Annotated in this window: 20 protein-coding genes; 17 read left to right on the forward strand and 3 right to left on the reverse strand. The window is 67.9% G+C overall.

The features are described from left to right. The first annotated feature begins 76 nt into the window (after positions 1 to 76). The 5 genes from ICG51_RS06850 to cls all read left to right on the forward strand — a co-directional run bounded on the left by ICG51_RS06850 (position 77) and on the right by cls (position 4,129). The gene (locus ICG51_RS06850; protein WP_190282233.1) at positions 77 to 490 is read left to right on the forward strand and encodes a hypothetical protein; all 414 of its coding nucleotides are present in this window, start codon (positions 77 to 79) and stop codon (positions 488 to 490) included. Positions 491 to 602: 112 nt separating this feature from the next. Further along, a complete protein-coding gene (locus ICG51_RS06855; RefSeq protein WP_190282234.1) occupies positions 603 to 1,343 on the forward strand; it encodes a hypothetical protein in 741 nt (246 codons plus the stop codon). Between the two features lie 105 nt (positions 1,344 to 1,448). Beyond that, positions 1,449 to 1,751: a hypothetical protein gene (locus tag ICG51_RS06860; protein WP_190282235.1), complete on the forward strand. Its 303-nt coding sequence runs from the start codon at positions 1,449 to 1,451 to the stop codon at positions 1,749 to 1,751. Positions 1,752 to 1,942: 191 nt separating this feature from the next. Then, on the forward strand, positions 1,943 to 2,626 hold the full coding sequence (locus ICG51_RS06865; protein WP_190282236.1) for a hypothetical protein: 684 nt from the start codon (positions 1,943 to 1,945) through the stop codon (positions 2,624 to 2,626). Between the two features lie 237 nt (positions 2,627 to 2,863). Continuing rightward, positions 2,864 to 4,129: a cardiolipin synthase gene (gene cls, locus ICG51_RS06870; protein WP_190282237.1), complete on the forward strand. Its 1,266-nt coding sequence runs from the start codon at positions 2,864 to 2,866 to the stop codon at positions 4,127 to 4,129. A 46-nt stretch (positions 4,130 to 4,175) separates the two neighbouring features. Here cls and ICG51_RS06875 read toward each other — a convergent pair whose 3' ends face one another. Beyond that, positions 4,176 to 4,730, reverse strand: coding sequence for a DUF2058 domain-containing protein (locus tag ICG51_RS06875; RefSeq protein WP_190282238.1), 555 nt, complete (start codon positions 4,728 to 4,730; stop codon positions 4,176 to 4,178). A gap of 169 nt (positions 4,731 to 4,899) precedes the next feature. Between ICG51_RS06875 and ICG51_RS06880 the strand changes: the two genes are divergently transcribed. The 5 genes from ICG51_RS06880 (at position 4,900) to ICG51_RS06900 (ending at position 10,178) form a co-directional block, all read left to right on the forward strand. Then, a complete protein-coding gene (locus ICG51_RS06880) occupies positions 4,900 to 6,327 on the forward strand; it encodes an MATE family efflux transporter (protein WP_190282239.1) in 1,428 nt (475 codons plus the stop codon). An 88-nt stretch (positions 6,328 to 6,415) separates the two neighbouring features. Continuing rightward, positions 6,416 to 6,676, forward strand: coding sequence for a DUF2789 domain-containing protein (locus tag ICG51_RS06885; RefSeq protein ID WP_190282240.1), 261 nt, complete (start codon positions 6,416 to 6,418; stop codon positions 6,674 to 6,676). Between the two features lie 5 nt (positions 6,677 to 6,681). Further along, positions 6,682 to 7,233: a YdeI/OmpD-associated family protein gene (locus ICG51_RS06890; protein ID WP_190282241.1), complete on the forward strand. Its 552-nt coding sequence runs from the start codon at positions 6,682 to 6,684 to the stop codon at positions 7,231 to 7,233. A 124-nt stretch (positions 7,234 to 7,357) separates the two neighbouring features. Beyond that, on the forward strand, positions 7,358 to 8,521 hold the full coding sequence (gene chrA / locus ICG51_RS06895) for a chromate efflux transporter (RefSeq protein WP_255428745.1): 1,164 nt from the start codon (positions 7,358 to 7,360) through the stop codon (positions 8,519 to 8,521). A gap of 34 nt (positions 8,522 to 8,555) precedes the next feature. Continuing rightward, positions 8,556 to 10,178, forward strand: a complete 1,623-nt coding sequence (locus ICG51_RS06900; RefSeq protein WP_190282243.1) for an acyl-CoA dehydrogenase family protein — start codon at positions 8,556 to 8,558, stop codon at positions 10,176 to 10,178. A gap of 10 nt (positions 10,179 to 10,188) precedes the next feature. On the opposite strand, the gene ICG51_RS06905 is transcribed toward ICG51_RS06900, so the two are convergent. After that, positions 10,189 to 11,706: an acetyl-CoA hydrolase/transferase family protein gene (locus ICG51_RS06905; RefSeq protein ID WP_190282244.1), complete on the reverse strand. Its 1,518-nt coding sequence runs from the start codon at positions 11,704 to 11,706 to the stop codon at positions 10,189 to 10,191. Positions 11,707 to 11,840: 134 nt separating this feature from the next. On the opposite strand from ICG51_RS06905, the gene ICG51_RS06910 reads away from it, so the two are divergent. From ICG51_RS06910 to ICG51_RS06935, 6 genes are all read left to right on the forward strand, one after another. Then, the gene (locus ICG51_RS06910) at positions 11,841 to 12,863 is read left to right on the forward strand and encodes a TIGR00266 family protein (RefSeq protein ID WP_190282245.1); all 1,023 of its coding nucleotides are present in this window, start codon (positions 11,841 to 11,843) and stop codon (positions 12,861 to 12,863) included. Between the two features lie 196 nt (positions 12,864 to 13,059). Then, positions 13,060 to 13,518: a hypothetical protein gene (locus tag ICG51_RS06915; protein ID WP_190282246.1), complete on the forward strand. Its 459-nt coding sequence runs from the start codon at positions 13,060 to 13,062 to the stop codon at positions 13,516 to 13,518. A gap of 95 nt (positions 13,519 to 13,613) precedes the next feature. Further along, positions 13,614 to 14,222 carry a GTP cyclohydrolase I FolE gene (gene folE, locus ICG51_RS06920; RefSeq protein ID WP_190282247.1) on the forward strand — a complete coding sequence of 203 codons (609 nt, stop codon included), beginning with the start codon at positions 13,614 to 13,616 and terminating at the stop codon, positions 14,220 to 14,222. A gap of 64 nt (positions 14,223 to 14,286) precedes the next feature. Then, on the forward strand, positions 14,287 to 14,880 hold the full coding sequence (locus tag ICG51_RS06925) for a DUF2239 family protein (RefSeq protein WP_223809550.1): 594 nt from the start codon (positions 14,287 to 14,289) through the stop codon (positions 14,878 to 14,880). Between the two features lie 52 nt (positions 14,881 to 14,932). Beyond that, positions 14,933 to 16,207 carry a TCR/Tet family MFS transporter gene (locus tag ICG51_RS06930; RefSeq protein ID WP_223809551.1) on the forward strand — a complete coding sequence of 425 codons (1,275 nt, stop codon included), beginning with the start codon at positions 14,933 to 14,935 and terminating at the stop codon, positions 16,205 to 16,207. Positions 16,208 to 16,292: 85 nt separating this feature from the next. After that, positions 16,293 to 16,529, forward strand: a complete 237-nt coding sequence (locus ICG51_RS06935) for a hypothetical protein (RefSeq protein ID WP_190282250.1) — start codon at positions 16,293 to 16,295, stop codon at positions 16,527 to 16,529. Between the two features lie 21 nt (positions 16,530 to 16,550). Here ICG51_RS06935 and ICG51_RS06940 read toward each other — a convergent pair whose 3' ends face one another. Next, complete coding sequence (locus ICG51_RS06940; protein WP_190282251.1) at positions 16,551 to 16,847, reverse strand: I78 family peptidase inhibitor; 297 nt, start codon at positions 16,845 to 16,847, stop codon at positions 16,551 to 16,553. Positions 16,848 to 16,980: 133 nt separating this feature from the next. Between ICG51_RS06940 and ICG51_RS06945 the strand changes: the two genes are divergently transcribed. Further along, positions 16,981 to 18,876: a M61 family metallopeptidase gene (locus ICG51_RS06945; protein ID WP_190282252.1), complete on the forward strand. Its 1,896-nt coding sequence runs from the start codon at positions 16,981 to 16,983 to the stop codon at positions 18,874 to 18,876. Positions 18,877 to 18,904 lie beyond the last annotated feature (28 nt).

Below are 18,904 nucleotides of genomic sequence, written 5' to 3' on the forward strand. Positions count from 1 at the left end.
TTAGGCGGTTTTAGGTTGCTATGCTTCGAAATCGGAAACTAGTTATTAGTTAGGCGTTAGGCGCTAGGGAGAGTTCATGAGGCCTCAAGCTGCCCATGCAATAGTCAAAACAGGAGTGTCTTGGCTCATTTTTGCAACGGGCTTCTGGCTCATGGCATACGTATGGAGCGACGGCGTGGGCACAAGAGCCGCTCTTGCATTCGTACGCGAGGGGAGATCAGAAGAAGCCTTGAAGTGGCTTATGCCATCAGCGCTCGTTCTGGTCGCCATAGTTGGCGTCGCCGCTGTTTTTATAAGACAGAACAACAAATGCAAACACTTCAAGGAACTGTGCGGTGAGATTATTGAAACTCTTGCATCTGCATTTACCATAGTCTCGTCTGCAACTTTCTTCCTCAGCTTCCGAGAGCCAGCAGAGTTTCTGGCTATGCTGGTAGCGATTCCAATTTCATTTATTTTGTACTGGGCGGCTAAAGAGCTCGGCGCCTAACAATTCGTTCAAGCCGAGACCGCTTCGCGGCCTCGGCACTTGATCGCTATGATTCAATCAACTGCCGCGGCCACTGCGCGTTCCGGCTTAACTCAGGCGTTAGGCAACAAACGTGACTACATCGAATCGTCGTTATGTGGCTCATCTAGACATACTCGGTATGTCAGCGATCATGAGCAAAGACCCAGAGGAAGCGTGGTCCATGCTATCGGCGCTGGTGGACGCGCGTGACTCCTCCACAAATGTAAGTCTTGAGTTCAAGGACCGGAGCGAGCTAATCCACGTCCCAGAACACGTCAAAGCAGTCACTTTTTCCGACACAGTATTTCTGTTCACCCACGGCGACACTGAAGCCGATCTTCGGGCTCTTACCATCGTGGCGGCCCAAATGTTTAACAATTCCCTCTACAACCGAGTACCCATACGAATCGGTGTCGCAAAAGGTGATCTGTACGTCAATTTCGAGCGATCAATGTATGCGGGACCCGCTTTGATCGAGGCTTATCGCGTTGGCGAGTCTTCCCAATGGTTAGGAGCTACATTCGCCCCATCCGTCGCCAATGAGGTGGCAGCCCTCGGTCTAGTTGCCGGAGAGCCTGGAGCAAATGCGAGCAATGTCATTGTTGCCTGGCCGGTACCTTTGAAAAATTCAGTTGAAGATATGCAAGTACTCAACTGGCCAGCTTTGATGGCTCACCAGCTCAAAGTCGAACCGCCCTTCACTACAGAAGGCTTCTATCAAATATTTGAACCAACCTTTGGCCCTTTTGAAGAATTGCCGCAAGACGTCCGCGTCAAGTACGAGAACACTGTCGCGTTCTTCAACGCCCAATATTCCGCACATGTTGCCTAACAATTCGTTCAAGCCGATTCCGCTTCGTGGCGGCAATTGCGGCACAAAAAGCGTGCCACAATTGTCGCCACTACGCTCCACGGCTTAACTCAGGTGTTAGCGCTCATGGCCAGATCACCGATGTTCTTGCTTCTAGGCACTGCAATCGCTATCTGCGCCGGCTGCGATAAAGGCGACAATCTTGGCGGGCCGCGACAGTACTTCGAGTCGAATAAGGTTGGCTCCTCGCCAGACTATGCGATCGTGAAATGGAACAACCCGACGGACCACGTGGCCACCGTCCACGGGTTCATGGATGATATGAAGAGCTGCCAGATCATGGCGGATGCCTTGAACAAAGACGCCTGCGCAGAGACCGGCGGTAAAGGTTGCCTCAATCCCTTCTCATGTCAGCCGCTCAACCACTGAGCGCTAACGAAGAACGGGGTCAGGTTCACTTATCGAAACAGTAGGAAATAGGCGCTTCACTTAAGCGCTTCTTTGACCAGACCCGTGAATCCCCGGGCCGGAGTCGATTTCGAAAGCACATGGCCGGTGTAGCACCGAAGCCCCGTGCTTTGGGGAGGCAACTTCGGTCTTCCACCCGCGCGGGGAGCGCAATGACCCAGCCACCGTCGGGAACCTACTTTTCCATCGTTAGCGTGTTGCTGCTGGTGCTGAGCGTTGTCGCGTTCTCCGACAACCTGTTCACGGACGTGGGCCAGCCCAGCAACCGCGACCCGAAGTTCATCGTCCACGGCGTGTTCGGGCTGGCCTGGTACGTGCTGCTGGCAACGCAGGCGAACCTGGTGCGGACGCGCAACCTGCGGCTGCACCGCAAGCTCGGCATCGCTGCTTTCATCGTCGCCATCGGCGTCACCCTCAGCACGCTCTACATATTCGTGGTGTTGTGGAAGGGCTGGGCGGACATGGAGCCCGAGGTGCGGGCCAACCGCCTGCTGCTGCCGGGTTATGCGCTGTGCATCCTGCTTGCATGGCAGCGGCGCGGGCGGTCCGATTGGCACAAGCGGCTGATCTTCATCGGCACCTTCTTCATGCTGGGCCCGGTGGTGGACCGCGTGTACGACCCGCTGGTCATGTCGTGGGCCAAGCCGCTGTTTTCCACGCTCTACACCAGGCAGGTAGACGAGGCCGCCTACCTCGTGTTCCGGTGGGGCAGCTGGATCGGCTTCTTCCTGTCCCTGTGGCTTTACGACCGGAAACAGATCGGGCGCATCCATCCCGTGACACGCACGGGATGCACATGGTTCGCACTGGTGGTGCTGATCAGCGAATTCTCCTGAGCGCACAAACGGCAAGCAACGGGTCAAGTTCACCCAATCGTGCATCGCGCAGGAAACAGGCGCGCCGCTCAAGCGTTTTTTGAACTCGATCCACAAGGCCCGGCGCGGGGCGTAGCCGGCGACCGAAGACTGGCCAGGGTGGCGTTCACACGATCCTGAACCGGGCCCCGCGATGCTGTGCGCCGCATTCGTGCAAAGCGAATCGAGCCAATGCCACGACGCTGGAGCCGCAAGTCCATGATCTGGGCCGTCATCACCACCGTGTTGCTGACCGCGCTGGCGATCGTCCTGGCCGCCAACTTCAAGACCCCGGAGAAGGCGCTGGAACGCAAGCTGGAACACCGCTATGCGGTGGCCGACCCGCAGTTCCGCCGCGAGATGGGGGTGATGCTGGGGCCGGGCATCGTCCCGGGCAACCACGTCGACGACCTGCAGAACGGCGACGAGATCTTCCCGGCGATGCTGGCGGCCATCCGCGCCGCGCAGCACACCATCACCCTGGAAACCTACATCTACTGGTCGGGCGAGGTGGGCCGCCAGTTCGCCGAGGCGCTGTCGGAGCGCGCCCGCAGCGGCGTGGCGGTGAAGGTGATGGTGGACTGGGCCGGCAGCATCAAGATGGAGGATGCGCTGATCCAGACCATGCGCGATGCCGGGGTGGAGCTGCACCAGTACCGCCCGCTGCACTGGTACAACATCACCCGCCTCAACAACCGCACCCACCGCAAGCTGCTGGTGGTGGACGGCAGGATCGGGTTCACCGGCGGGGTGGGCATCGCCGACCTGTGGTCCGGCCACGCGCAGGATCCGAAGCACTGGCGGGACCTGCATTTCCGCATCGAGGGCCCGGTGGTGGCGCAGATGCAGGCGGCGTTCAACGACAACTGGATCAAGACCACCGGCGTGGTGCTGAACGGCGAGGCCTATTTCCCGCCGCTGCAGCGGGTGGGCGACACCGATGCGCACGTGTTCGTGGCCTCGCCCGCCGGCGGCAGCGAATCCATGCATCTGATGTATCTGATGTCGATCGCGGCGGCGGAGCGCAGCATCGACCTGCAGGCCGCCTACTTCGTACCTGACCCGCTGATCATGAAGGCGCTGCTGGCGGCGCGGCAGCGCGGCGTGCGCGTGCGGGTGGTGGTTCCGGGTAAGTTCATCGACTCCGACACCGTGCGGCTGGCCTCGCGCGCGCAGTGGGGCGACTTGCTGCAGGCGGGCGTGGAGATCCACGAGTACCAGCCCACGATGATGCACAACAAGCTGCTGATCGTGGACGGGCTGATGGTGTCGGTGGGCTCCACCAATTTCGACGTGCGCAGCTTCCGCTTGAACGACGAGGCCAGCCTCAATGTCTACGACGCCGGCTTCGCCGCGCGCATGACCGAAGTGTTCGAGGACGACCTGAAGCACACCGTCCGCTACACCCACGAGATATGGGCCCGCCGGCCGCTGAAGGAAAAGCTGGTGGAGAAATTCATCCGGCCGCTGCGCTCGCAGCTGTAAGGGCCGCGCGCGTCGGCCCCCACAGGCGGCGGTGTGCCGCGGCGAACTACCAGACCAGGTCGTCCGGCACCTGGAACTGCGCGTAGTAGGCATCGTCCTCGGAGCTGGCGGCGGCGGGCTCGGCGTCCGCGGACAGGCCGTGGTCCAGCACGATCATGCCGGCGTCGCGTTCGCGCACCTTGTCGGCGGCGGCGCGCGGCAGCAGGCCGAAGCCCTCGCCCACGCGGACGATCACCAGCGAACCTGCGGCCAGCTTCCTGCGCTGGTCGTCGTTGACCAGGATGGTGCGGATGGCGGCATCGACGGTGAAGCGGTATTCGATGTCGCCGGCCGCGGCCAGCTTGCGGTCCTGGATGATCTGCCGCGCCTGCGCGCGCAGCTCGGCCACCTGCGCCTGCGCCTTGCGCTCGCGTTCCAGCGCGCGGTCGCGCTCCGCCTTTTCGGCGCGCGCGCGCTCGGCTTCCAGCGTGGCCTCGCTGGGCGCGGCCTGCGCCTTGGCGTGCTTGGCCACGTGTTGCTCGCGCGCCACCGCGGCCACCTTGGATTTCTTCACCAGCCCTGCCTTGAGCAGCTGTTCCTGCAGGGGATTTGCCTTGGCCATCGCGCGGCTTCTTCTGTGGGTGGATGCGCGACCATGATACGGCGCCCGGCAACCGCCATTCCGTGCGGACGCTGCGGCGACCCACCCACATGGGCACGAATCGACGCCGTGTCGATTGCGCGCCCCGTCATCCGTCGCAGGTAGGATCGCCACACCACGGGAGCCCGCCATGCAGCCCACGCCTTCGCCCGACAGCCCCGCCGACGCGCCGCCCGAATCGCTGTGGGGCGGCCTGCGCGATGCCATCCGCGGCACCAGCGCGGACTACACGCGCATTCCGCTGCGGCGCGCGGTGTTCCTGCTGGCGGTGCCGATGGTGCTGGAGCTGGTGCTGGAATCCACCTTCGCGGTGGTGGACATCTTCTTCGTGGCGAAGCTGGGGCCGTCGGCGGTGGCCACCGTGGGCCTAACCGAGAGCTACCTGTTCCTGCTGTATTCCATCGCGATGGGGCTGGCGATGGCGGTCACCGCGCTGGTGGCGCGACGGGTGGGCGAGGGCGCCTCGGAGGAAGCCTCGGTCACCGCCGCGCAGGCCCTGTGGGTCGCGGTGCTGGCGTCGGTGCCGTTCGCCATCGCCGGCATCGTGTGGGCGCGCGAGCTGCTGGCGCTGATGGGCGCGGATGCGTGGACGCTGCAGCACGGTGTGGGCTACATGCAGTGGATGCTGGGCGGCAACGTGGTGATCCTGCTGCTGTTCGTGATCAACGCGATCTTCCGCGGCGCCGGCGACGCCGCCATCGCCATGCGCGTGCTGTGGGTGGCCAACGGGTTGAACATCCTGCTGGACCCGCTGCTGATCTTCGGCTGGGGCCCGGTGCCTGCGTTCGGCGTGGAGGGCGCAGCCATCGCCACCACCATCGGACGCGGCACGGGCGTGCTGCTGCAGCTGTGGATCCTGTTCCACGGCGGCAAGCACATCCGCCTGCAGGCGGCGCAGCTGGCGTGGCGCGCCGGCGTGGTCTGGCAGATCGTGCGCACCTCGCTGGGCGGCGTGGGCCAGATGCTCGTGTCGATGACCTCGTGGATCTTCCTGATGCGCATCCTCGCCAGCATCGGCAGCGAGGCGGTGGCCGGCGCCACGATTGCCATCCGGGTGATGATGTTCACCATGATGCCGGCCTGGGGCATGTCCAACGCCGCCGCCACGCTGGTGGGACAGAACCTCGGTGCGCGGCAGCCGGAGCGCGCCGAGGCGTCCGTATGGCAGATCGGCCGCTACAACATGGGCTACCTGCTGTGCATCGCGCTGCTGTTCTTCCTGCTGCCGCGCGAGCTGGTCGGCTTCTTCAGCAGCGATGCACAGGTGGTGGACATCGGCGGCGAGTGGCTGCGCATCCTGTCGTACTCGCTGTTCGTGTACGGCTGGTGGATGGTCAGCGTGCAGGCCTTCAACGGCGCCGGCGACACCGCCACGCCCACCTGGATCAACGTGGTGTTCTTCTGGCTGATCCAGATCCCGCTGGCCTGGCTGCTGGCGCTGCACCTGAAGCTGGGGCATTCGGGCGTGTTCTGGGCGGTATTCGTCTCCGAGACGGCGGTGGGCCTGTTCACCCTGTGGCTGTTCAGCCGCGGGCGCTGGAAGACAGTGCAGGTGTAGGCGCGCCCGCGCCCGTGCCTGTCGATCCGGCGTTTACATGCTTGCGGCCACACTTTGCCCACACATCCGCAGCGCAAGGAGTCGCTCGATGGACACCACCGAATCCTGCATGACCAACCTGTTCCTGCAGCTGGGCCTGCCCGCGGGCAAGGACGACATCGCCCGCTTCATCCGCGAGCACCAGCTGCCGGAAGCCCTGCTGATCTCCGAGGCGCCGTTCTGGAACGACGGCCAGCGCCAGTTCATCCGCGAGGAATGGCGGGAGGACGCCGACTGGGCGATCGTGGTGGACGAATTGAACGAGGCGCTGCACGCCGATGCGGTGGCCGCGCGCGTGGCACAAGGCTGACGGCGATGCCCGCGCCCGGCTTCGCCATCCGCTGCAAGGCCACGCTGCTGCGCCCGGCCAAGCCGAGGAACGCGAGCTGGCGGTTCCTGCGCCTGCCGCAGGCCGCCAGCGACTTGCTGCCGTCGCGCGGGATGGTGGCGGTGGACGGCACGCTGGAAGGCCAGGCCTTCACCGCGACCCTGGAACCGGATGGCGAAGGCGGCCACTGGCTGAAGCTGCCGCGCGCGCTGCATGAAGCCGCCGGCGTGGCGGTGGGCGACAGCGTGGCGCTGTCGTTGGCTCCCACGGAGAAGGCGCCGGAGCCGCGGGTGCCGGCCGATCTGCGCGGCGCGCTGGCGGACGCGCCGGAGGCGCTGGCGCAATGGAAAACCCTGACCCCGGCCGCGCGCCGCGATTTCATCCAGTGGCTGGGCACCGCCAAGCAGGCCGAAACCCGCGAACGCCGGATCGGCAATGCCTGCGACATGCTGGCGGCGGGCAAGCGGCGGATCTGCTGCTTCGACCGTTCCGGGATCTACGGCAAGGGCATGGCCGCACCGCAGGCGGCCGGGGCCTGAGGGTCGCGGCAAACGCAACATCCGCCGGGTATCGTGGCCGCCGCCGAACCGCCGCGCCCTCCCTGCCTTGATGCCTACTGCCGTCCCGCCAACCCGATCGAATCCGCCCGGCAACACGGGCGAGGTGTTCGTCGCCTTCCTGCGGCTGGGGCTGACCGCGTTCGGTGGCCCCATCGCCCACATTGGCTACATGCGCGAGGCCTTCGTGCGTCGCCGCGGCTGGCTGGACGATGCCCACTTCGCCCAGCTGCTGGCGGTCTGCCAGTTCCTGCCCGGGCCGGCTAGCAGCCAGATGGGGTTTGGCATCGGCCTGGCGCGCGCCGGCTGGCGCGGCGCGCTGGCGGCATTCGCCGGGTTCACCCTGCCGTCGGCGCTGCTGATGCTGGGGTTCGCCGCGCTGGCACCGCGGCTGGGCGCGGGCGCGGCGGCACTGCACGGGTTGAAGCTGGTGGCGGTGTCGGTAGTGGCGCATGGGTTGCTGGGCATGGCGCGGCAACTGGCGCCGGACCTGCCGCGGCTGCTGGTCGCAGCCGGCGCGGCAGCGCTGGTGCTGGCCACCGGCAATGCGTGGCTGCAGCTGGCGGCGATCGCGCTGGGCGCAGTGCTGGGAACGTGGTGGCGCCGGCAGGCTGCGGCGCCGGCGGCGGCGCTGTTCCCGTTCGGCGGTGGCCGGCGGATCGCCGCCGTCTGCCTGGCGCTGTTCCTGCTGGGGCTGCTGGCCGCGCTGCTGCTGCCGGCCAGCGCCACGCCCTCGCTGGCCGGGGTGGCGGCGGCGTTCTATCGCGCCGGTGCGCTGGTCTTCGGCGGTGGCCACGTGGTGCTGCCGCTGCTGCAGCAGTCGCTGGTGGCGCCCGGCTGGCTGCCCGCGGACAGCTTCCTGGCCGGCTACGGCGCGGCGCAGGCGGTGCCGGGGCCGATGTTCTCGCTGGCGGCGTTCCTCGGCGCGGAAATCCCGCTGGGCGGCCTGCCGCCGGCAGTGGGCGCGCTGGTGGCGCTGCTGGCGATGTTCCTGCCCGGCTTCCTGCTGCTGGCCGGGATGCTGCCGCTGTGGGCCGGGCTGGTGCGGCACCGCCGCGCGGCCAGCGCAATGGCCGGCATCAACGCCGCCGTGGTCGGCCTGCTGGCGGCGGCGTTCATCGACCCGGTCTGGAGCGGCGGCGTGCGCGCGCCGGTGGACGCGGCGATTGCCGTGGTCGGCTTCGCGCTGCTGGCCGGGCTGCGCTGGCCGGCATGGACCGCGGTGCTGTGGTGCGTGGCCGCGGCGGTCGGGATCGGCGCATTGGCTTGAGCGCAGAATGGGCCGACCCGGCAGGAGCAAGGCGATGACCCACGCAGGCGCAAGCGACGTCCTCAACCAGCCGCCCGCGCCCGGGCCGTTCGACCTGTGGGGCGACGATCCCGGCCTGCGCGAAGCGGTGCTGCGCGAGAGCGGCGCCAGCTTCGTGGCCCGGCTGGCCGGCTACGGCGCACTGGCCGGCGACACCCTGCTGCGGCTGGCCGACGAAGCCCACCGCGATCGTCCGCGCCTGCAGACGCACGATGCCTACGGCCGCCGCGTCGACCGCGTCGCCTTCAACCCCGCCTGGCACGAGGTGATGGGCACCGCGATCGCGCACGGCGTGGCTGGGCTGTCCTGGGCGCAGCCGCAGCCGGGCGCGCAGGTGGCGCGCGCGGCGCTGAGCTACCTGCACTACCAGGCCGAGCCGGGCAGCAGCTGCCCGCTGACGATGACCCACGCCGCGGTGCCGGTGCTGCGACAGGCGCCGGCGCTGCGCGAATGGGCGGATAAGGCGTGCATGTTCGACTACGACGGCCGCGACGTGCCGCTGGCGCACAAGCGCGGCGTCACCCTCGGCATGGGCATGACCGAGAAGCAGGGCGGCAGCGACGTGCGCGCCAACACCACCCGCGCGATGCCTCTGGGCGCGGACGGCGAATACGCGCTGGCCGGGCATAAATGGTTCTTCTCGGCGCCGATGTCGGACGCCTTCCTGGTGCTGGCGCAGGCACCCGGCGGGCTGAGCTGTTTCCTGCTGCCGCGCTGGTGCCCGGACGGGACGAAGAACGCGCTGCGGCTGATGCGCCTGAAGGACAAGCTGGGCGACTGGTCGAACGCGTCCAGCGAAGTGGAGTTCGACGATGCCTGGGCGTTCCGCGTCGGTGACGAAGGCCGCGGCGTGGCCACCATCCTCGAGATGGTGATGCTGACCCGGCTGGACTGCATGCTGGGCTCGGCCGGGCTGATGCGGATGGCGCTGCGGCAGGCGCTGCACCATGCGCGTCATCGCCACGCATTCGGCAGGCGCCTGCTCGACCAGCCGCTGATGCGCAACGTGCTGGCCGACCTGGTGCTGGAGTCGGAAGCCGCCACCGCCCTGGCGCTGCGGGTGGCCGGCGCGGTCGACCGCGCGCCGCAGGACCCACGGGAGGCGGCGCTGGCGCGGATCGCCACAGCCATCGGCAAGTACTGGATCTGCAAGCGCGCGCCGGTCTTCGCCAACGAGGCGCAGGAATGCCTGGGCGGGCTCGGCTACATCGAGGAGACGCTGCTGCCGCGGCTGGCCCGGCAGGCGCCGCTGAATTCGATCTGGGAAGGTTGCGGCAACATCCAGTGCCTGGACGTGCTGCGCGCGCTGGCGCGCGACCCCGACACCGGCGCCGCGTTGCGCAGCGAATGGCAGGCGGCGGCGGGCCTCGACGTGCATTTCGATGCGGCGCTGGAAGCCGGCCTCGCCCTGCTGGATGCAGGCTGCGACGAAACCGGCGCACGCGGCTTCGTCGAACGGCTGGCGCTGCTGCTGCAGGGCGCCACCCTGCTGCGCGCCAACCACCCGCTGGCGCAGGCCTGGTGCGCCAGCCGGTTGGGCGCGCCGCACGCGGCGACATTCGGCACCCTGCGCGAGGCCGCGCATATCGACGCCGCGCTGGCCCGCTGCGAGGCCTGACGCCGCCGGCTCAGCCGGCCTGCATCGTCCCGCTGTCCAGCCAGCGCTGGTGCCAGGACAGCGCCTCGGGCAGCAGGTGCGGCGTGTGCTTGCCGAAGCTGTCGCGGCAGGCGCGGTCGAAATAGTCCTGCAGCGCGTCGCGGTAATCCGGGTGCGCGCAATGGGCAATCACTTCGCGCGCGCGCTGCTTGGGCGAGAGCCCGCGCAGATCGGCCAGACCCTGCTCGGTGACGATCACCGCCACGTCGTGCTCGGTGTGGTCGACGTGGCTGACCATCGGCACGATCGAGGAGATCGTGCCGTTCTTGGCGGTGGAGGCGCTGAGGAAGATCGACAGGAAGCCGTTGCGGGCGAAATCGCCGGAGCCGCCGATCCCGTTCATGATGCTGCTGCCCATGACGTGGGTGGAATTGATGTTGCCGTACAGGTCGGTCTCGATCATCCCGTTCATGCCGATGCAGCCCAGCCGCCGCACCATCTCCGGATGGTTGGAGATTTCCTGCGTGCGCATCACGATGCGGCTGCGGTAGAAGTCGAGGTGGCGGCGGAACTCCTCGTTCGCCGCGGGGCTCAGCGCGAAGCCGGTGCACGAGGCGTAGCGCAGCACGCCCGATTTCAACAGATCCAGCATGCCGTCCTGGATCACCTCGGTGTAGGCCTCCAGGTCGCGGAAGCCGCTGCTGGCCAGCCCTGCCAGCACCGCGTTGGGGATGTTGCCCACGCCCGACTGCAGCGGCAGCAGGTTGGCCGGCAGGCGGCCGCGCGCCACTTCGTGCTTGAGGAACTCGATCAGGTGGCCGGCGATGCGCTGGCTGTCGGCGTCGATGGGGCTGAACGGGCTGTTGCGGTCGGGCGCGTCGGTCAGCACCACCGCGGCGATCTTGTCCGGGTCGCAGCGCAACGTGGTCTGGCCGATGCGCTCGTCGCCGCGGGTCATCGGGATGGGCTTGCGGTGCGGCGGCAGCGCGGTGCCGTAGTAGATGTCGTGCATGCCCAGCAGCTCCACCGGCTGCCACTGGTTGACCTCGATGATGACCCGCTGCGCCAGGTCCAGCCAGGTCTTGTTGTTGCCCACCGAGGTGGTGGGCACCAGCGAGCCGTCTTCGAGGATCGCCGCCACTTCCACCACCGCGGTGTCGATCTGGTTGTAGAAGCCGAACCAGACGTGCTGGGCCACGTGCGAGAGGTGGAGGTCCAGGTAGTCCAGCTTGCCGGCGTTGATCTGCTTGCGTGCGTTGGGGTCGCTCTGGAACGGCATCCGCATCGCCAGCCCGTCCACCTGCGCCAGCGCGCCGTCCAGTTCGGGCGCGGTGGAGGCGCCGGTGAGCAGGTTGATGCGGAACGCCTCGCCGCGCGCATGCGCCGCCTCGATGTGGCTGGCCAGCGCCTGCGGCACCGCCTTGGGGTAGCCGGAGCCGGTGAAGCCGCTCATCGCGACGGTTTCGCCGGGCCGGATCAGCGCCGCGGCCTGGGCGGCACTGGTCACGCGTTCGCGCAGGCCGACGTGGAGGATGCGTTGTTCGGGCATGTCGTTGTACGCGGAAACGGGTGTCCATTATCCGCCGTGGCGACCCCGCCGGGCGCGGCCCGGACCGTGACGGTGTGTCCCGCAAACGGCCGCGATTACACTGGCGCCTCACCCCCACCGCCAAGGAAAGCGCCATGAGCCAGTGGTTCCTGCACGACCCGTCCGCCAACCGCCGCCTCGGCCCGATGGACGCCGACGCCGCGCGCGCCGAGGCCGCCCGCAATCCCTCGCTGCTGGCGTGGAAGGAAGGCATGGGCGACTGGCTGCCGGTGCGCAACATCGCCGAGCTGTACGACGCTGCCCCCGGCGGCGTGGCCGGCGCGCCGCCGCCGCCGCCGCGCAATGGCGGCAAGGGCCGCAGCGACGAGATCGATTTCAAGATCCACGGCCAGGAAATGCAGTTCGTCGAGATCGAACTGGATCCGGGCGAAAGCGCGATCGCCGAAGCCGGCGCACTGATGTTCAAGGACAGCGCGGTGCAGATGGACACCGTGTTCGGCGACGGCTCGGCCTCCGGCCAGGCCGGCGGCTTCATGGACAAGCTGCTGTCGGCCGGCAAGCGCGTCATCACCGGCGAAAGCCTGTTCACCACGCTGTACACCCACGCCGGCAGCGGCAAGGCCAAGGTCGCGTTCGCCGCGCCATATCCGGGCACGGTGATGGCGATGAAGCTGGACGAGCACGGCGGCCGCATCATCTGCCAGAAGGACAGCTTCCTGGCCGGCGCGCGCGGCGTGCAGGTGGGCGTGCACTTCCAGAAGAAGATCCTCACCGGCCTGTTCGGCGGCGAAGGTTTCATCATGCAGAAACTCGAAGGCGACGGCTGGGTGTTCATCCATGCCGGCGGCTGCGTGGTGGAGCGCGAGCTGGCCGCAGGCGAGCGCATCGACGTCGACACCGGCTGCGTGGTCGGCTTCCATGCCAGCGTCAACATGGACGTGCGCCCGGTCGCCGGCCTGAAGTCGATGTTCTTCGGCGGCGAAGGCGTGTTCCTGGCCACCCTCACCGGCCCCGGCAAGGTGTGGCTGCAGTCGCTGCCGTTCTCGCGCCTGGCCGGCCGCATGCTGGCGGCGGCACCGCAGAACGGCGGCAGCCGTGGCGAGGGCTCGGTACTGGGCGGACTCGGCCGCATCCTCGACGGCGACAATTCCTTCTGACCCTGATCGCGGCCGCCGCGTGCGATAGCGGCGGCCGCGCATTGCGGTTCGTGCAGTCGCCTTCACCACCATGAGCGGTTCATGAGCCTCCACATGGGGCTAACGGAAAGTTCATCGCCTGAAGACAGCGCCGGGTGCAACTTGGCCCGGTCGGCAACAGCCGGCTCCCCCAACGGAAACATCCAAGGAGCGCGACATGACTGTCAAGAAGGATCACAGCATCGGTGAAGGTACGGGCGCGGTTGCGGGCGCGATCACGGGCGCGGCCGTCGGTTCGGCTGCCGGCCCGGTCGGCACCGTGGTCGGTGCTATCGCCGGCGGTGCACTGGGCGCCAAGGGCGGCGGCGCGGTGGCGGAGGCCATCAACCCGACCGAATACTCCCGTCACTTCGAGAGCAACTACAAGAGCGCTCCGTACTACGTGAGCGGTAGCGAATGGCGCGACTACGAGCCGGCCTACAAGTACGGCTACGACACCTACGGCCAGTACCGCGGCCGCAAGTTCGAGGACGTGGAAACCGACCTCGAGCGCAACTGGGAGGCCACCAAGGCGAACTCGCGCCTGGCCTGGTCCGAGGCCAAGGGTGCGGTGCGCGACGGTTGGCACCACATCGAGCGCGCCATGCCGGGCGATGCGGACCGCGACGGCCGCTGAGTCCTGCCACGAGCGATGACAAGGCCGCCTCCGGGCGGCCTTTTTGCTGGACGCGTTAACATGCGCGGCCGTCCACGCCCGATCCTGGAGCCACGATGTCCGACGCCCCCCGCGAGGATTCCCGCCACGACGTCACCCGCCAGCAGGCCGAGGATGCCGTACGCACGCTGCTGCGCTGGGCCGGCGACGACCCGACGCGCGAAGGCCTGCTGGACACGCCGCGACGGGTGGCCAAGGCCTACGAGGACTGGTTCAGCGGCTATGCGCTGGATCCGGACGACTACATGGCCCGCACCTTCGAGGAAGTGGGCGGCTACGACGAGATGATCGTGCTGCGCGACATCGAGTACGAAAGCCACTGCGAACACCACATGGCGCCGATCATCGGCAAGGTCCACGTGGGCTACCTGCCGGACGGCAAGGTGGTGGGCATCAGCAAGCTGGCGCGCGTGGTCGAGGCGTATGCGCGCCGCTTCCAGGTGCAGGAGAAGATGACCGCGCAGATCGCCGGCTGCATCCAGCGCGCGCTGCAGCCGCGCGGGGTGGGCGTGGTGGTGGTGGGCGCGCACGAATGCATGACCACGCGCGGCATCCACAAGCGCGGCGTCAGCATGGTGACGTCGAAAATGCTGGGCAGTTTCCGCGACGATGCGCGCACCCGCGCGGAGTTCCTGCGCTTCATCGAGGTCGGCCCGGGCCGCTGAACACAACGCTTGTTTGAGCTCATTTAATCCGGGTAATATTGACCTTCCCGCCCGGAGATCCGCCGTGGTCAGCCCGTCCCTGCGTTGCACTGCCTTTTCCGGCAACTACCGGATCGCCAGCGGCGAACTGCGCCACGTCGCGCTGAAGGCCAAGCAGGCCTTCGACGCGCATCCGGAACGGCCGGTGCTGGTGTTCGACGACGCCGACGCGCGCACCCTGGAGCTGCCACTGGAACTGCCGCCGGCCGACCTGCTGGCCTGGCTGTCCCGCCCGCAACGCCTGGGCGAGGCCACGGCCGAGCCGGAGCGGCCGCGCCGGCCCGGGCGCCCGAAGCTGGGGGTGGTACCGCGCGAGGTGACCCTGCTGCCGCGCCACTGGGAATGGCTGGCGGCCCAGCCCGGCGGCGCCTCGGTGGCATTGCGCCGGCTGGTGGATGCGGCCCGCAAGGTGTCCGCCGGCGACGACCGTCGCCGCGCCGCGCAGGAGGCCACCTACCGCTTCATGCAGGCGATGGCCGGCAACGAGGCGGGTTTCGAGGACGCCGCGCGCGCGTTGTACGCCGGCGATGACGGCCGCTTCCAGGCCTGCATCGCGCGCTGGCCGGATGACCTGCGCGAACACGTGGAATGGCTGGCGACGGACGCCTTCGTCGCCTGATGCACCGCCCGCCGCGCGCGGCGCGGCAACAACAGGACCCAGGGATTCCCGCTTGAACGCCACCCATGCTCCCGGCGCGCGCAAGGCCGCGCTCGCCTTCATCTTCGTCACCGTGCTGATCGACGTGATCGCGTTCGGGGTGATCATCCCGGTGCTGCCGCACCTGGTCGAACAGATGGTCGGCGGCGATCTGTCCACTGCCGCCTACTGGACCGGCGTGTTCGCGTTCGCGTTCTCGATCGTGCAGTTCTTCTGCACGCCGATCCAGGGCGCGCTGTCCGACCGCTTCGGCCGCCGCCCGGTGATCCTGCTGTCCTGCTTCGGGCTGGCCGCGGACTTCGTGTTCATGGCGCTGGCGCCCACGCTGGCGTGGCTGTTCGTGGGCCGACTGCTGTCGGCGGCGACTTCGGCCAGCTTCTCCACCGCCAATGCCTACATCGCCGACGTGGTGCCGGCGGAACAGCGCGCGAAAAGCTTCGGCATGATCGGGGCGGCGTTCGGGCTGGGCTTCATCGTCGGCCCGCTGATCGGGGGCGTGCTGGGCGACATCAACCACCGGCTGCCGTTCTGGTTCGCCGCCGGGTTGGCCCTGCTGAACTTCCTGTACGGCCTGTTCGTGCTGCCGGAATCGCTGCCGCGGGAACGCCGCACCGCGCGCTTCGACTGGAAGCACGCGCGCCCCATGGGCGGCGTGCGCATGCTGCTGGAGCACCCGCGCATCTGGGCGCTGGTGGCGGTGGTGTTCATCGCCAACTTCGCCCACTACGTCTATCCCAGCACCTTCGTGCTGTTCGCCGACGCCGCGTTCGGCTGGAAGGAGAAACAGGCCGGCTACGTGCTGGCGGCGGTGGGCGTGTGCAGCGTGATCGTCAACGTGGCGCTGGTGGGGCGGCTGGTGAAGGCGCTGGGCGAACGCCGCGCGATGCTGCTGGGGCTGGCCTGCGGCACCGCCGGCTTCGTGCTGTACGGGCTGGCCGGGGCGGGCTGGGTGTTCCTCATCGGCCTGCCGATCAGCGCGCTGTGGGCGGTGGCGGGGCCGGCGACGATGGCACTGATCACCCGCCAGGTGCCGGCCAACGAACAGGGCCGCATCCAGGGCTCGCTGGGCAGCCTGGTGTCGCTGGCCGGAATCGTGGCGCCGGCGCTGTTCGCCAGCTCGTTCGGGTTCTTCATCGGCCCGCGCACGCCGGTACACCTGCCCGGCGTGGCCTTCCTGATCGCCGCGCTGCTGCTGGCGACCGCCGCGTTCGTGGCGTGGCGTTTCGCCGACCGCGCGCAGCGCGCGCCCGGCACTGACCAGGACGCGACCGCGGCAGGGTCCCCCTGAGCCGCGCGCGGATAACGCACGCTTCACCCATCACTCACCGCACCGCGCGCAAGACTGGCGGGACATCCACGACAGGAGTCCCGCGATGGCGAAGTGCGCGATGTGCGGCAACGACTACGACAAGGCCTTCACCCTGACCACCGCCGACGGCCGGCAGCAGGTGTTCGATTCCTTCGAATGCGCGATCCACGCGGTGGCGCCGACCTGTGCGCACTGCGGCTGCCGGGTGATCGGCCACGGCGCCGAACACGCCGGGAAGTTCTACTGCTGCGCGCACTGTGCGCAGGCATCCGGCGTGCAGGGCATCGAAGACCGCGTGTAAGCGGCGCCCCGGTACGGACGGTCAGCCGCAGCTGATGCGTTCAATGACGCCGGCGCTGTCCTGCAGCACGTTCACCCGGTCACCGCGGTATTCCAGCGTCACCATCTGGTCGGGTTTGAGCACGCGGATCACGACCGCGCCGGTGGCCTTGCGCACCGCCTCGATATTGGCCGCGGTCGCCGGCTCCCCGACCCAGCGCCTGGCCGCATCGGCATTGCAGGCCATCGGCGCTTCCGCGGCCGGCGGCGGCGTGGCGGGCGGGCTGGCGCAGGCGGCCAGCAACAGCAGCGGGGACAGCAGGGACAGGCGCATGGACATGGTCAGGCTCGCGGAAATGTGACGCGCCCATCATGTCGCCGCGCCGATGAATCCTCCGTGCATGCCTTTCGGCAGGGGGGCCTGCCCGGTGCGGCCAGTAGCATGCGGGTTTGACCGTCCTAACGGAGTTGCCATGACCCGCCGCCGCCTGCTGCCCCTTGCCCTCTCCCTCGTGCTTGCCGGTGGCGCACATGCGCAGGCCTCGGTCCCGCAGCCGCAGGACGTGCCGTATGCGCCGGGCATGATGAAGGTCGAGGTGGACGCCACCAATCTTTCGCAGCGCATCTTCAGGATCAAGCAGACCATCCCGGTGCAGGCCGGCCCGCTGACCCTGCTGTACCCGCGCTGGGTGCCGGGCGGCCATTCGCCGCGCAACGGGCTGGACGACATCGCCGGCCTGACCTTCAAGGCCAACGGCCTGAAGCTGGACTGGAAGCGCGACACGCTCGAAGTGGGCGCGTTCCATCTGGTGGTGCCGGACGGCGTCACCGAGATCACCGCCGAGTTCGACCTGCTCACCGCCACCGGTCCCGGCCAGGGCCGCGTGGTGATGACGCCGAACATGCTCAACATCCAGTTCATCTCGACCTCGCTGTACCCGGCCGGCCACTACATGAGCCGGATCATGGTCGACCCGCGCGTCACCTATCCGGCCGGCTGGACCGCGTTCACCGCCCTGCACGAGGACGGCCGCAGCGGCGATACCGTCGATTACGAGAACGTGCCCTACGACATCTTCGTCGACTCGCCGGTGTACGCCGGCCGCCACGCTAAGAACATCGACCTGACCCCGGCCGGCAAGCCGCAGGTGAAGCTGGGCGTGGTTGCGGATGCGCCGAAGTACCTGGAAGCCAAGCCGGAACAGGTGGCGATCCACAAGAAGATGGTCGATCAGGCGATGAAGCTGTTCGGCGCGCAGCACTACGACCACTACCAGTTCCTGTTCTCGTTGTCCGACCAGATGGGCGGCAACGGCCTGGAGCACCAGCGCAGCAGCGAGAACGGCGTCGGCACCGACTACTTCACCGGCTGGAAGGAGAAGCAGGGCTTCACCGACCTGCTGGCGCACGAGTTCGTGCATTCCTGGAACGGCAAGTACCGCCGCGGCAAGGATCTGTGGGTGCCCAACCTCAACACGCCCATGCAGAACAGCCTGCTGTGGGTGTACGAGGGCCAGACCCAGTACTGGGGCAACGTGCTGGCCGCGCGCAGCGGCATGCGCCCGCTGCCGGCGTCGATCGACGCGCTGGCGCTGGTCGCCGCCGCCTATGCCGACAATCGCCCGGGCCTGTCCTGGCGCGGCATCCAGGACACCACCAACGACCCGATCGTGGTCGGCCGCGCGCCGCGCGCCTACCTCAACTACCAGATGAGCGAGGACTACTACCGCGGCGGCCAGATGATCTGGCTGGAAGCCGACGCGCTGATCCGCGCCGGCAGCAACGGCAAGCGCTCGCTGGATGATTTCGCCAGGGCGTTCTTCGGCGTCAACGACGGCGAATGGAAGGTGCAGAACACCTACACCTTCGAGGACGTGGTGGCCACGCTCAACGGCGTGCATCCGCACGACTGGGCGACCTTCCTGCGCGATCGCCTGGACGGCAAGACCGGCCTGGCCGGCGGCATCGAGGCCAGCGGCTGGAAGCTGGTCTACAAGGACGAACCCAACGCCTATGCCAAGGGCGCGGGCAACCGCGGCGGCGCCGACTTCACCTATTCGATCGGCCTGTCGCTCGGTAAGGATGGCGCCATCGGCGACGTGCGCTGGGACGGCCCGGCCTTCAACGCCGGCATTGGCAGCGGCACCCAGGTGGTCGCGGTCAACGGCATGGCCTACGACGCGGACGTGCTGGAAGATGCGATCAAGGCGGCAACCAACAGCAAGGCGCCGATCGAACTGCTGGTCAAGGAGTTCGACCGCTACCGCACGGTGAAGCTGGATTACCACGGCGGCCTGCGCCATCCGCACCTGGTGCGCATCGAAGGCAAGCCGGATTACCTGACGCCGATCCTCAGCGCGCGCAAGTAAGCGCGACGTGGCGGGAACGCGCGGGCGG

The sequence above is a fragment of the Thermomonas sp. XSG genome (assembly GCF_014678725.1).
GTDB lineage: Bacteria > Pseudomonadota > Gammaproteobacteria > Xanthomonadales > Xanthomonadaceae > Thermomonas.

What these genes read in the sequence shown, in the direction of transcription:
- ICG51_RS06850 (WP_190282233.1), top strand. Translation starts at nt 77, where the DNA reads ATGAGGCCTCAAGCTGCCCATGCAATAGTCAAAACAGGAGTGTCTTGG.
- ICG51_RS06860 (WP_190282235.1), top strand. Translation starts at nt 1,449, where the DNA reads ATGGCCAGATCACCGATGTTCTTGCTTCTAGGCACTGCAATCGCTATC.
- ICG51_RS06865 (WP_190282236.1), top strand. Translation starts at nt 1,943, where the DNA reads ATGACCCAGCCACCGTCGGGAACCTACTTTTCCATCGTTAGCGTGTTG.
- cls (WP_190282237.1), top strand. Translation starts at nt 2,864, where the DNA reads ATGATCTGGGCCGTCATCACCACCGTGTTGCTGACCGCGCTGGCGATC.
- ICG51_RS06875 (WP_190282238.1), bottom strand. Translation starts at nt 4,730, where the DNA reads ATGGCCAAGGCAAATCCCCTGCAGGAACAGCTGCTCAAGGCAGGGCTG.
- ICG51_RS06880 (WP_190282239.1), top strand. Translation starts at nt 4,900, where the DNA reads ATGCAGCCCACGCCTTCGCCCGACAGCCCCGCCGACGCGCCGCCCGAA.
- ICG51_RS06885 (WP_190282240.1), top strand. Translation starts at nt 6,416, where the DNA reads ATGGACACCACCGAATCCTGCATGACCAACCTGTTCCTGCAGCTGGGC.
- ICG51_RS06890 (WP_190282241.1), top strand. Translation starts at nt 6,682, where the DNA reads ATGCCCGCGCCCGGCTTCGCCATCCGCTGCAAGGCCACGCTGCTGCGC.
- ICG51_RS06900 (WP_190282243.1), top strand. Translation starts at nt 8,556, where the DNA reads ATGACCCACGCAGGCGCAAGCGACGTCCTCAACCAGCCGCCCGCGCCC.
- ICG51_RS06905 (WP_190282244.1), bottom strand. Translation starts at nt 11,706, where the DNA reads ATGCCCGAACAACGCATCCTCCACGTCGGCCTGCGCGAACGCGTGACC.
- ICG51_RS06910 (WP_190282245.1), top strand. Translation starts at nt 11,841, where the DNA reads ATGAGCCAGTGGTTCCTGCACGACCCGTCCGCCAACCGCCGCCTCGGC.
- ICG51_RS06915 (WP_190282246.1), top strand. Translation starts at nt 13,060, where the DNA reads ATGACTGTCAAGAAGGATCACAGCATCGGTGAAGGTACGGGCGCGGTT.
- folE (WP_190282247.1), top strand. Translation starts at nt 13,614, where the DNA reads ATGTCCGACGCCCCCCGCGAGGATTCCCGCCACGACGTCACCCGCCAG.
- ICG51_RS06935 (WP_190282250.1), top strand. Translation starts at nt 16,293, where the DNA reads ATGGCGAAGTGCGCGATGTGCGGCAACGACTACGACAAGGCCTTCACC.
- ICG51_RS06940 (WP_190282251.1), bottom strand. Translation starts at nt 16,847, where the DNA reads ATGTCCATGCGCCTGTCCCTGCTGTCCCCGCTGCTGTTGCTGGCCGCC.
- ICG51_RS06945 (WP_190282252.1), top strand. Translation starts at nt 16,981, where the DNA reads ATGACCCGCCGCCGCCTGCTGCCCCTTGCCCTCTCCCTCGTGCTTGCC.